The organism is Corynebacterium guangdongense, from assembly GCF_030408915.1.
GTDB classification, from domain to species: domain Bacteria; phylum Actinomycetota; class Actinomycetes; order Mycobacteriales; family Mycobacteriaceae; genus Corynebacterium; species Corynebacterium guangdongense.
Genome location: NZ_CP047654.1, coordinates 667074 through 678946 on the forward strand (window position 1 = coordinate 667074; position 11873 = coordinate 678946).

Annotated in this window: 11 protein-coding genes; 4 read left to right on the forward strand and 7 right to left on the reverse strand. The window is 70.4% G+C overall.

Annotation, left to right across the window (positions count from 1 at the left end; genetic code table 11):
* The first annotated feature begins 77 nt into the window (after positions 1–77).
* The gene (locus CGUA_RS03225) at positions 78–1151 is read left to right on the forward strand and encodes a Cj0069 family protein (RefSeq protein ID WP_290197667.1); all 1074 of its coding nucleotides are present in this window, start codon (positions 78–80) and stop codon (positions 1149–1151) included.
* On the opposite strand, the gene CGUA_RS03230 is transcribed toward CGUA_RS03225, so the two are convergent.
* From CGUA_RS03230 to CGUA_RS03265, 7 genes are all read right to left on the reverse strand, one after another.
* Complete coding sequence (locus CGUA_RS03230; RefSeq protein WP_290197668.1) at positions 1148–1558, reverse strand: DUF3151 domain-containing protein; 411 nt, start codon at positions 1556–1558, stop codon at positions 1148–1150. The genes CGUA_RS03225 and CGUA_RS03230 overlap by 4 nt on opposite strands.
* A 10-nt stretch (positions 1559–1568) precedes the next feature.
* Positions 1569–3335, reverse strand: coding sequence for an ABC transporter ATP-binding protein (locus CGUA_RS13220; RefSeq protein ID WP_374725021.1), 1767 nt, complete (start codon positions 3333–3335; stop codon positions 1569–1571).
* Entirely contained in the window at positions 3332–4801 is a 1470-nt protein-coding gene (locus CGUA_RS03245) for an ABC transporter transmembrane domain-containing protein (RefSeq protein ID WP_290197669.1), read from the reverse strand. Before CGUA_RS03245 ends, CGUA_RS13220 begins: the two co-directional genes overlap by 4 nt.
* Before the next feature lie 175 nt (positions 4802–4976).
* Positions 4977–5564: a Maf family protein gene (locus CGUA_RS03250; RefSeq protein WP_290197670.1), complete on the reverse strand. Its 588-nt coding sequence runs from the start codon at positions 5562–5564 to the stop codon at positions 4977–4979.
* Positions 5564–5779 carry an acyl-CoA carboxylase subunit epsilon gene (locus CGUA_RS03255; RefSeq protein WP_290197671.1) on the reverse strand — a complete coding sequence of 72 codons (216 nt, stop codon included), beginning with the start codon at positions 5777–5779 and terminating at the stop codon, positions 5564–5566. The genes CGUA_RS03250 and CGUA_RS03255 overlap by 1 nt, the downstream gene beginning before the upstream one ends.
* Positions 5780–5793: 14 nt before the next feature.
* On the reverse strand, positions 5794–7176 hold the full coding sequence (locus CGUA_RS03260) for an acyl-CoA carboxylase subunit beta (protein ID WP_290197672.1): 1383 nt from the start codon (positions 7174–7176) through the stop codon (positions 5794–5796).
* A gap of 151 nt (positions 7177–7327) precedes the next feature.
* The gene (locus tag CGUA_RS03265; protein ID WP_374725061.1) at positions 7328–8923 is read right to left on the reverse strand and encodes an acyl-CoA carboxylase subunit beta; all 1596 of its coding nucleotides are present in this window, start codon (positions 8921–8923) and stop codon (positions 7328–7330) included.
* Positions 8924–9126: 203 nt separating this feature from the next.
* On the opposite strand from CGUA_RS03265, the gene CGUA_RS03270 reads away from it, so the two are divergent.
* The 3 genes from CGUA_RS03270 to CGUA_RS03280 all read left to right on the forward strand — a co-directional run bounded on the left by CGUA_RS03270 (position 9127) and on the right by CGUA_RS03280 (position 11786).
* Positions 9127–9840, forward strand: a complete 714-nt coding sequence (locus CGUA_RS03270) for a biotin--[acetyl-CoA-carboxylase] ligase (RefSeq protein WP_290197674.1) — start codon at positions 9127–9129, stop codon at positions 9838–9840.
* Positions 9841–9870: 30 nt separating this feature from the next.
* Positions 9871–10341 (forward strand): PH domain-containing protein, encoded by a 471-nt coding sequence (locus CGUA_RS03275; protein WP_290197675.1) that lies wholly within the window; start codon positions 9871–9873, stop codon positions 10339–10341.
* A gap of 98 nt (positions 10342–10439) precedes the next feature.
* Positions 10440–11786 carry an MFS transporter gene (locus CGUA_RS03280; protein ID WP_290197676.1) on the forward strand — a complete coding sequence of 449 codons (1347 nt, stop codon included), beginning with the start codon at positions 10440–10442 and terminating at the stop codon, positions 11784–11786.
* Positions 11787–11873: the final 87 nt, after the last annotated feature.

The window sequence follows — 11873 nt, forward strand, 5'->3', positions numbered from 1 at the left end:
TGTCTGGGCTGCATTATTTTCGTCTCGCGGGCCTGCGATGTGACGCCCGTTTCCTGCTTATGAAAGGGCGAGCATTCATGCATCAGGCCATAGTAATCTTCGAGGTTGAGGGCGGATCCGACAAGGGGCCGGACGGTCACCGGAGGGACACCATGCCCATCGTCGACGCCGTCCGCGCCGCTGGCTGGCACGCCGAGGTCATCTACTACCACCCGGATCGCGCCGCTGAGATCTTCGACACAGTCGTCGGGGGCTTCGACGCGTACATCTCGCGGGTCAACCCGGGGCACATCCCGGGCGGCGAGAAGGGCTACTTCACGCTGCTGACCCAGCTTGCCGACGCCGGCGTCATCGGCATGTCCACCCCAGCGGACATGATGGCCTACGGGGCGAAGGACGCACTGGTGAAGCTGAACCGGACTCCGCTGGTGCCGGCCGACACCGCCGCCTACTACGACGTCGCCGATTTCCACCAGACCTTCCCGACCTCCCTGTCCTACGGCGAGCGTGTGCTCAAGCAGAACCGCGGCTCCACCGGCGAGGGCATCTGGCGCGTGCGCCTGGCGGACCGGGACCTGGCCGCGTCGGTCACCCCGGGCACGGCCCTGCCGCTGGACACGGAGCTCAAGTGCACGGAGGCGGTGGACAACCGCTCGCGCCACACCACGCTCGGCGAGTTCATGGACTTCTGCGACCAGTACATCATCGGCGACAACGGCATGCTCGTGGACATGCGTTTCATGCCCCGCATCGTCGAGGGCGAGATCCGCATCCTGCTGGTGGGCGCGGAGCCGGTGTTCATCGTTCACAAGAAGCCGGCCGAGGGGGAGGACTCCTTCTCCGCGACCCTGTTCTCCGGGGCGAAGTACACCTACAACCGACCGGAGGAGTGGCCGGAGCTGCTGGCCATGTTCGAGCAGGCGCGTCCGGTGATCGCGGCGAAGCTGGGCCAGAACCAGAACGTTCCGCTGATCTGGACGGCGGACTTCATGCTGGACACCGCCGCGGACGGTTCGGACACCTACGTGCTCGGCGAGATCAACAACTCCTGCGTGGGCTTCACCTCGGAGCTGAGCATGGGCATCCAGGAAAAGATCGCGGCGGAGGCCATCCGCCGCGTCGAGACCGCCAACCTGGCGGTCCCGGCCTAGTCCAGCAGCGTCGCGACGCAGTCGGGGTCGGCGTCGGAAAGCATCTGGCGGCAGCGGTCGTACTCGGCGTTCTCGCCGATGGCCTGGGCGGCCAGGGCGAGGGCGGCGATGGCGCGCAGGACCGGCTGGTTCGACTCGTGCGCGTAGGGGACCGGGCCCCAGCCTTTCCACCCGTTGGCGCGGAGGCGGTCCAGGGAGCGGTGGTAGCCCGTGCGCGCGAAGGCGTAGGTGACGAGCCTGTCCTCGTCGCTCGCCGCGTTTTCGTAGGCCTGCTCGGCCTTGGTGGCCCAGACGTTGGGGCTGTCCGGGTGCGCGAGAGCGGTGGCGGGGTCGAGGGGGTCCCTGCCCTGGGCCGGGTCGGCGGGCAAGCGGATCGGGTCGGGGGCGAGCATGTCGTTGAGTTCCATGACCGCCAGCCTAACCAGTCGGCGACCAGCGGGCGTAGAGCCGGGCGTAGCGACCACCCTGCGCGATGAGTTCCGCGTGCGTGCCGTCCTCGACGATGCGCCCGTGGTCCATGACTATGATGCGGTCCGCCGCCACGGCCTGGTCGAGCCGGTGCGCCACCACGAGGCTCGTGCGCCCGCGGGTGACCTGGCCGGCGGCGCGCTCCAGCGCCCGGGCGTCGTCGGAGCCGGCTTCGGCGGTGGCCTCGTCGAGGATCAGGACCGGCGGGTCGCGCAGCCACACCCGGGCCAGGCTGATCTGCTGGGCGATCTCCGGGCCCAGCGCCTCCCCTCCCGCGCCGATCCGGGTGTCGAGCCCCTCGGGGAAGGAGCGCTGCCAGGCGGCGGTGCCGGGGATGAGGCCGACGGTGCGCAGGGCGTCGAGAAGCGTGGTGTCGGAGGCGCCGTTCGCCGCGATCCGGAGGTCCTCGCGCAGGCTGCCGGAGAAGAGGTGAACTTCCTGCGTCATGAGCGTGACGTGGCGGGCCCACCAGAGGTCGGGGGCGGTGCTGGCGGGGACGTCGTCGAGGTAGACCTCCCCGGCGGTGGGCCGCTGCAGGCCGGCGAGGACCGCCGCCAGGGTCGACTTGCCCGCGCCGGTGGTTCCCACCAGCGCGGTGGTCGTGCCGGCGGCGAGCGTGAGGGACAGGTCCGTGATGACGGCGGCGCCGTTGGGGTAGGCGAAGGACAGCTTCTCGACGCGCACCTCCGGAGCCGCCGCCAGGTCCGCCGGCTCCGCGCGGTTCTCCTCGGGGGCGAGTGTCGCCAGGGAGACGGCCCGCCCGAGCTGCACCATCGCAGTCTGCATTTCCCCGGTGAAGGACAGCACGTTGAAGAGGTGGATTTCCAGGCGGCTGGCCAGCACCATCGCGGTGGTTGCGGCACCGAGGGTGACCGCGCCCTGCCCGAGCAGCACCGTCGACCACAGCAGCGCGCCGATGACCAGCAGCGCATAGGCGAAGGAGGCGTAGGCCATTAGCACGTTGAACAGGGGCAGCAGGTTCGCCTGGGTGGTGATGGTGTGCCAGGAGTGGGTACGCATACGTTCCTGCGCCCAGCGTTCCAGGCCGAACGCGCGGATGGTGGGCAGACCCGAGATGGTGTCGAGCAGGACGTTGTTGCGGTAGGCCTCGGCGGCGGCGACGCGGTTGGAGACGTCGGGGAGCTCGCGCAGCACCATACGCACCCCGGGAACGACGGGCAGCAGGGCGAGCAGGAACACGCCCGCGTAGGACCAGTGCACCGCGACCAGCGCGATGAGCGTCGAGGGCAGCATCAGCGCGGTGACGATGACGCGGGTGCCGGAGTGCTGGATGAACGTCACCACCGCGTCGATGTCCTTGGTCAGGCGGGTGATGACGTTGCCGCTGCCCAGTTCCATGACGTCGGGGATCGGCGCCCGCAGCACCGACGCCAGGCCCGCGCGGCGAAGGTCGACCGAGAGGATGCGGGCCCGGGCGGTGACCAGGTAGTTCGCCAGCGCCCGGCCGACGACCTCGAGCAGCATCGCCGCGGCGACGAGCCCGATGAGCGTGCCGAAGAGGGTGGCGTCACCGCCGCCGTCGATGGCGTCGACGAGCGTGCCGACCAGCTGGGACGCCCCGATGATGCCGACCAGCGTCATGGCGAATGTCAGCGTCGCGGCCAGCCACCAGCCCGCGCGCGGGCGCCCGGGCAGCGTGCCGAGGTGGCGGAATGATTCCCGGACTGGGGCGGGCGGGAGCGCGTCGGGCGTCATGACAGCTCCTCCACCCGCTCGGCGGCCGAACGCCACGGCCGCGACGTCGAGACGACCACGGTCGTGCGCCCCGCCCGCAGCGCCGCGACGCGACGGGCCACCTCATCGGCGGTGACCGCGTCCAGCCCGGTGGTCGGTTCATCGAGGATCAGCACCTCCGGGTCGGCGGCCAGCGCGCGGGCAAGGGCCACGCGCTGGCGCTGCCCGCCGGAGAGGTTGAGCCCGGATTCCCCGATGGCGGTGGTGGGCAGGCCCCAGTCGTCGGCGCCCCCGTCGCGCAGGCGAACGAGGATGTCCTCACAGGCGGCTGCGTCCAGGGAGGCGTGCAGGTGCGCGCGGGAGCGGGGGGCACGCGCGGCGACGTTGTCGGCCAGGGTGCCCTCGAAGACGTTGACCCGGTGGGGCGGGGCGAGGACGTCGTCGCCGGCGGCCAGCGCCGCGATCCGTCGTTCGGCCTCGCGCAGTCCGGCGGCGGTGGTGGCGGACCACACGGTGAGGCCGGGCCGCAGCGTCGGCGGGTCACCGGTGGCGGCCTCCGGCGCGATGATGGAGTCGCTGAGGGCCCGGATGCGCCCGGCGGCGGTGAGCCCGCGGGCCCAGAAGTCGGTGACCATGCCCAGCGACTGCCCGAAGGAGATCAGCGCGGGCGGGACGACGACCGTGACGGTGAGAAACTGACCGACGCTGACCCGCCCGGTCATGGCCAGCCAGCCGGCCAGCGCGATGATCGTGGCGGTGGCCAGCGCGGGGACGGTCTGGCGGACGGCGTTGAGCAGGGCGGAGACGCGGGCGTCGCGAAGCATGACGGCGAGCGCGGCGCCCGCGGCGTCGTCGAAGCGGGCGCGGGTGACGTCGGTGGCGCCCAGGCCCTTGATCACGCGCGAGCCCTGGGCGGCGTCGGTGGCGATGGCGATGGAGGCGGACTCGGCCTCGCGGCGCCGGCGCGCGACACGGGCGATGGGCCGGGCGGTGGCGAAGGCGGAGGAGACGGTCAGCAGCGTCGCGGCCAGCACCGACAGTGAGAGCCACGGGGATATCGGCCAGACGACGATGAGCGAGCCGAGGAGGTAGCCGACCATGTACAGCGGCCAGTCCAGCAGATAACGGATCATGCCCAGCTGGGTGGAGTCGGCGTCGACGGTGTTGAGGATTTCCCCGGAGCTGCGCGGGGTGACCCCCGAGACCAGCCGGCCGAGCAGGGTCAGGCGCAGCACGTGGATCGTGCGGCCGGCGGCGACGTCGACGAGTGTCTCGGTGGTCTGCGCGGCGAGCCAGCTGAGGCCGTAGATGAGGGCGAGGGCGACCGCGGGCACGACGGCGTCGCGGAGTGAGCCGTCGGCGAAGACCCAGTCCGCGGACTTGCCGATCGCCCAGCCGGCGAGCACCCCGGTCCCGGCGTCGACGGCCAGGCCGAGCAGGGTGACGAGGAACGCGGCCCGGTAGCCCGTCAGGGCGCGCCAGAGCACCCCCGAATCGGTCCGGGGCAGGTCACGGCCCTTCGTCCCGCGGCGGGTCCTCGGGGACGAACCAGGACCAGGTCGGTAGACGGCGCCGACGTGTTGTCATAGCCCCTCAGAGTACCGAGTGGCCGCCACGGATCTCCAGGGCGGTTCCCGGCCGGGTCACCCCGCCGCCGGGGGATTACGCCCAGAAGTCGGAGACGTTGAGCCCGAAGGAGTAGAGCGCCCGGCGCACGAGCGGCATGGACAGGCCGATGACGCTGGAGGGGTCGCCCTCGATGCGGTCGATGAACCAGCCGCCGAGCGCCTCCAGGGTGAATGCTCCGGCGCACTCGAGCGGTTCCCCGGAGCGCGCGTAGGCCTCGATGTCCGCGTCCGGGACGTCGGCGAAGGTCACGGCGGTGCTGGCGGTGTCCTGCACGGCCCGGTCGCCGAAGATGATGCAGTGCCCGGTCAGCAGGTGCGCCGTCTTACCGGCCTGCGCCTTCCACCGGGCGACGGTGGCGTCGACGGTGTGGGGTTTGCCCTGGAGTTCGCCGTCGAGCAGGAGCATGGAGTCGGCGCCGATGACGACGTCGTCGGGGTGGTCGGCGGCGACTGCCCGGGCCTTGGCGGCGGCGAGGGTGGCGACGGCGGTCGCGGGGGCGTCGGCGAGCCCGGCCAGCAGCGCGTCCTCGTCGACGTGGGCGGGGTGGACGTGGGGCTCGATGCCCCCGGAACGCAGAATTCCCAGCCGCGAGGGCGACTGGGAGGCGAGCACGATGCGCATCAGTAGAAGGTCACCGAGCGGAAGGCGGAGGGGTTGTAGACCGTGTGTCGCTGCAGGCGGTCCGCCGGGCGGCCCCACAGGTTGCGCTCCTTGTCCTCGGCCGGGGCGGCCGCGGCGATGAGCTGGGTGAACACGGCGGTGAGGGCCGCGACCTCGTCGTCGGTCGGGTTGCCCTTGACGACGGTGAACAGCGGGGCCTCAGTGCTGACAGTCATGATGTTCTCCTTGGTTAGAGGGCGATGTTGCCATGCTTGCGGGGGCGGCGGGCGACGACCTTGCGTTCGGTCAGGCCGAGCCCGTCGATGATGAAGGTGCGGGTGTCGGCCGGCTCGATGACGGCGTCGACCAGGCCGCGCTCGGCGGCGCGGTAGGGGTTGAGATGCTCGGCGGCGTACTTCTCCGCGTCGGTGCCCAGGGCGGCGGCGACGTTCTCCGCGGAGTCGACGGCGACCTCGGCGGTCGGCCACGCCCACACGAGGTCGGCGCCGGTGTCCTTGGCGCCGAAGAGGACGTAGCCGGAGCCGTAGGCCCTCCGGGTGATGAGCGTGAGCTTGCCGACGCTGGCCTCGGCGTTGGCGTATGCCAGCTGGGCAGCGGCGCGCAGGCTCTCCTCGTCCCCGGCGGGGAAGCCGTCGGTGTCGACGACCTGGAGGATGGGCAGGTTGAAGGAGTCGGCGGTGCGGATGAAGCGGGCCGCCTTGGTGGCCGACTCCGCGTCCAGCTGCGCGGCCGGGTCGGTGGCGACCACACCCACGGCACGGCCGCCGATGCGGGCGAAGCCGGTGATGACGCCGGCGCCGGCCTGGGCCCGGACCTCGAGGAGCCCGCCGTCGACGAGCTCGCCGAGCAGGGCGCGGACGTCGTAGTCGCCCTCGTCCGGGATGATGGTGTTCAGGTCGATGCCGGCCGGCTTCTCCGGGGTCTCCGTGCGCGGGGCCTCGGCCATGTTGTTGAGCGGGAGGTGGCCGAGGACGGCGCGGGTGACGACCGGGAAGTCGGCCGGCTCGGCGACCAGGTGGGCCCGGGCGTCGGAGGCGATGACGAGGTCGGCGAGGTTGGCCAGCACCGCGTGGAGGCCGGAGGTTTCCCCGTTGATGACGGAGATCTGCGGGACGAGGCCGGAGGCGTCGGCGGCGGCGTTGACGATCTTGGCGAACATCGACAGGGTGACCACGCCCTCCTTCAGGCGCGGGCCGGTGCCGGCGAGGAAGGCCACGATCGGCACACCGCTCTTGGCCGCCAGGTCGTAGAGCTTGAGGATCTTCTCGGCGTAGACCTCGCCCAGGGCGGCCTCGAAGACCGTCTCGTCGATCGCGTAGGCGACGACGCGGCGGCCCTCGACGGTGCCGTAACCGGTGACGACGCCGTCGGTGGCCGGCCGGGTGCGCTCCATCTTGAAGTCGGTGGCGCGGTGGCGGGCCAGGGCGTCGGTTTCAACGAAGGAACCCTCGTCCAGCAGTGCGAGCAGGGTCTCCCGGGCAGTCAGACGTCCCGCGGCGTGGGTGGCCTCAATCGCCTCGGCGCCCATGGGCTGCGCGGCTTCGGTGAGGCGGTTGCGCAGATCCTGCAGCTTGCCGACGGTGGTCTTCAGATCGGGTTTGGCCTGTGTCATGTCTGCTTAGTCTAAGTCCTTGTTGGTGGGTCCGGGAATCCGGGCTGGATCATCTGATCCCTTATCGGATGATCGTCCGGATTCGTTTCATGCGCCCGGAAACCCGCGACTGGCCGGGGCGGCGGTGCCCCGGCCAGCGTCGAGAAGCATCTTAGAGCGGAATGTTGCCGTGCTTGCGGGCCGGGCGGGTGACGTTCTTGTCCTTGTACAGGCGCAGGTTGCGGGCGATCAGGCCGCGGGTCTCCGAGGGGAGGATGACCGCGTCGATGAGCCCGCGCTCGGCGGCGGCGTAGGGGTTGAGCATGTGGTCCTCGTACTCGCGCTCGAAGGAGGCCTGCAGCTCGGCGACGTCGAGGCCCTTCTCCTTGGCCTGGGCCAGGTCCTTGCGGTAGATGAAGCCGACGGCGCCGGAGGCGCCCATGACGGCGATCTGGGCGGTCGGCCACGCCAGGTTGACGTCGGCGCCCAGGCCCTTGGAGCCCATCACGCAGTAGGCGCCGCCGTAGGCCTTGCGCATGGTGACGGTGATCTTCGGGACGGTGGCCTCACCGTAGGCGTAGAGGAGCTTGGCGCCGCGGCGCAGGATGCCGCCGTACTCCTGGGACGCGCCCGGCAGGAAGCCCGGGACGTCGACGAGCATGACGATCGGGACGTTGAAGGCGTCGCAGGTGCGGATGAAGCGGGCGGCCTTCTCGGAGGAGTCGATGTCCAGGCAGCCGGCGAAGACCATCGGCTGGTTGGCGATGAAGCCGACGGACTGGCCCTCGATGCGGCCGAAGGCGATGACGACGTTCTCGGCGCGCTGGGCCTGGATCTCCATGTACTCGCCGTCGTCGGTGAGCGACTCGATGACCTCGCGAACGTCGTAGGGCTGGGTCGGGGAGTCCGGGATGATCTCGTCGAGCTTGAGGTCGTCGGCGGTGAGGTTGTCGCCGACGGAGCCTTCCTCGGCGTCGAAGGGCTCGGCCGGGGCGTAGGTGCGGTTGTTGGAGGGCAGGTAGGCGACCAGGTCGGTGACCCAGTCGAGGGCCTCCTCGTCGGTCTCGGCGACGTAGTGGGCGTTGCCGGCGGTGACCATGTGGGTCATCGCGCCGCCCAGCTCTTCCTGGGTGATCTCCTCGCCGGTGACGGTCTTGATCACGTCGGGGCCGGTGACGAACATCTTGGAGGTCTTGTCGACCATGACGACGAAGTCGGTCAGGGCCGGGGAGTAGGCGTTGCCGCCGGCGGAGGCGCCCATGATCACGGAGATCTGCGGGACGACGCCGGAGGCGTTGATGTTGTGCCAGAAGGTGCGGGCGATCATGTCCAGGGAGACGGCGCCGTCCTGGATGCGGGCGCCGGCGCCCTCGTAGAGGCCGATGAGGGGGCGGCCGGTGGTCACGGCCAGCTCCATGATCTTGATCATCTTCTCGCCGTAGACCTCGCCGAGGGCGCCACCGAAGACGGTGCCGTCCTGGGAGAAGATGCAGACCTCACGGCCGTCGATGGTGCCCCAGCCGGTGACGACGCCGTCGGTGGCCGGACGCTTGGCGCCCATGTTGAAGTCGGTGGTGCGGTGGCGGGCGAGCATGTCGGTCTCGACGAAGGAGCCTTCGTCGAGGAGGTAGTCCAGACGCTCGCGTGCGGTGAGGCGGTTCTGGGAGTGGACCTTCTCCACCGCCTTCTCGCCCATCGGGTAGGTCGCTTCGGCGCGACGCTTCTTGAGGTCGGCGATCTTGTCGGCCGTGGTCGCGGTGTCGGACATGCCGACAGAGGCGGCGTCGGTCAGGTGCGAGGAGTCAGATGAAACCGTCATGGCTGCGTAGCGTAGAGCAAAGTGCGTTTGTTTCCACCACAAAACCTTCGTGTCGTCCATCACAAGTTACGTTTCCGCAGGTTACGGTACCGTAGGTTAGCTACTTTGTGAATATAAATGGGCATCGCAGGCGCGGTTGTACTGTGGTCCGCATGAGCTTCGAGGAACTGTACAGCCGCGTAGTCCGGGTCGACGACACCGGCTCCACCAACGCCGACCTGCTCGCCGACGACTCCGCCCCGCACGGCGCCCTCCTCATCGCCGACCACCAGACCGCCGGCCGCGGCCGCCTCGGCCGCACGTGGACCGCGCCGGCCGGCACCCAGCTGATCTTCTCCACCCTCCTCGTCGTGCCTCAGCACGACCTCGAGCGGCTCGGCACCCTCACCCTGGCCGCCGGCCTCGCCCTGACCGACGTCATCGACACCGCCACCCTCAAATGGCCCAACGACGTCCTCATCGACGGCAGGAAGCTCTGCGGCATCCTAGCCGAGGCCGCCCCCGCCGCCGACGGCTCCTACCGGGTGGTCATCGGCGTCGGCCTCAACCACCTGCTCACCCGCGAGCAGCTGCCCGTCGCCCACGCGACCTCACTCGCCCTGGAGGGCGTCGACCTGGCGCGCGCCGAACTGGAGGAGCAGCTCTTCAGCGCACTGGCCCGGCGCCTGCGCCAGTGGCGGGACAACGACCCGGCCCTGATGGCGGACTACCGCGCGGTGTGCTCCTCCATCGGCCAGCGTGTGCGCCTGCAGGCGCCGACGGGCGACGTCCTCGGTGTCGTCGACACCGTCGCCGACGACGGGCGCATCCTCATCGACGGCGCGGCGTATTCGGCGGGCGACGTCACCCACCTCCGTCTGGCTTGATCTGCCTGGCCTGACGTATCCTCTGTGCCCATGGGAATGATGAGCATGAGCAGGGGAGAGGTCGTCCGCGCGGACTTCAGCGCCCCCGCGCACACCCTGTTCTTCCCGTTCCTGGAACTGCTCCTCATCACCGCCCTGTGCTGGATGGCCGTCGGCTTCATGGACCAGCCCGGCTCCGCGTGGGACGTCAACCTGCGCAACGGCCTCGTCGGCCTGTGGGTGGCGCTGTCCTTCTGGCGCTTCGGGCTGCCGGTGATCCGCGCGCGCCGACGCCGCTTCATCGTCACCAACCAGCGCGTCATCGCCCGCGCCGGCACCCTGCGCCCCCGGGTGGACTCCATCCCCTTCCACCAGATTCACTCGGTGCGCCGCCGACGCGGGGGCATCTCCATCGCCGTGTACGGCTACGACCGGCCGATCTTCTTCGGGAACGTGCCCAAGGCCAGGCGCGTCGAGCAGATGATCGGGAAATCGCTGCACCGGGTGCCCGTGCGCCAGTAAACCGGATGTAACCGTCACCCCCGTGTGCGACGATGAAGGGGTACAGGGGACCCCCGCCTGCCGTCGCGGCAGCCATCCGGCCACAGGAGAATCCAGTCTTGACGACGACCGCCACCAGGAACCGCACCGAAGAACGTCGCGTCCTCGGAGCCACATTGATAGGCACGACGGTGGAGTGGTATGACTTCCTCATCTACGCCAACGCCGCCGCCATCATCTTCGCCGCGCAGTACTTCGGCCCGCTGGGGGAGAACAGCCCCCAGCTGGCGCAGATCCTCTCCTACGCCTCCATCGGCATCTCCTTCTTCTTCCGCCCGCTCGGCGCGATCCTCGCCGGCTGGGTCGGCGACCGCTACGGCCGCCGCATGGTCCTCATGCTCACCCTCGGGCTGATGGGCGTGGCCACCACGCTAATGGGCCTGCTGCCGACCTACAGCTCGATCGGCATCGCCGCCCCCCTCCTCCTGGTGCTGCTGCGGATCCTGCAGGGGCTCTCGGCCGGCGGGGAATGGGGTGGCGCCGCGCTCATGGCCGTCGAACACGCTCCGGCGCATCGCCGCGGACTCTTCGGCTCCTACCCCCAGCTCGGCGTCCCGCTGGGCATGCTGCTGGCCACCGGCGTCCTGCTGGGCGTCTCCTCGGCGCTCAGCGAGGAACAGTTCACCGCCTGGGGCTGGCGCGTTCCCTTCCTGGTCAGCTTCCTGCTCATCTTCATCGGCTTCTACATCCGGCGTCGGGTCGCGGAGTCCCCGGTCTTCACGCAGCTGGAGCAGACCAAGGTCCGTGCCAGCGCCCCGGTCAGCCGGCTGCTGCGGGAGCATCCCGGCGCGGTGGTGCGTGCCGCGGCGCTCTTCGTGGGCAACAACGGCGCCGGCTACATGATCGTCGGCGGCTTCATCCTCGGCTACGGCACCTCGACGCTGGGCCTGGACCGCAGCTTCATGCTGCTGATCGTCTCCGTCGGCGCCCTGTGCTACCTCTTCACCACCCTGCTCGGGGGTTGGCTCTCGGACGTCCTCGGCCGCCGGGCCACCTACCTCATCGGTTACGCCGCGTTGTTCGTCTGGCTGATGCCGACGTTCCTGCTGCTCCAGACCGCCCAGCCGTGGCTCATGGTGCTCTCCGTCGCGGGCCTGTCCGTCGGGCTCGGCCTGACCTACGGTCCGCAGTCCGCGGCCTACTCCGAGATGTTCCCCTCCCACGTCCGCCTGTCGGGCGTGTCCATCGCCTACGCCATCGGCGCGATCCTCGGCGGGGCCTTCGCCCCGATGATCGCCCAGCTGCTGGTCGGCCGGACCGGCTGGATCGGTTCCGTCGGCGTCTACCTCATGGTCCTGGCCGCCATCTCCTTCGTCGCCGCGGTGGGGATGCGCGAGTCCCGCGGCGTGCCGCTGACCCCGGTTGAGGAGGAGGCCGCGCGGCAGGCGACGACCGTGCCGGCGTAGCTGGGCCTGCTCCGCTTGACGACGCTGCGTGTCACCACCGGGAAGAACGCGCCCGCTCAGGTTCACGACCTCGGCGGCATCGCGCGG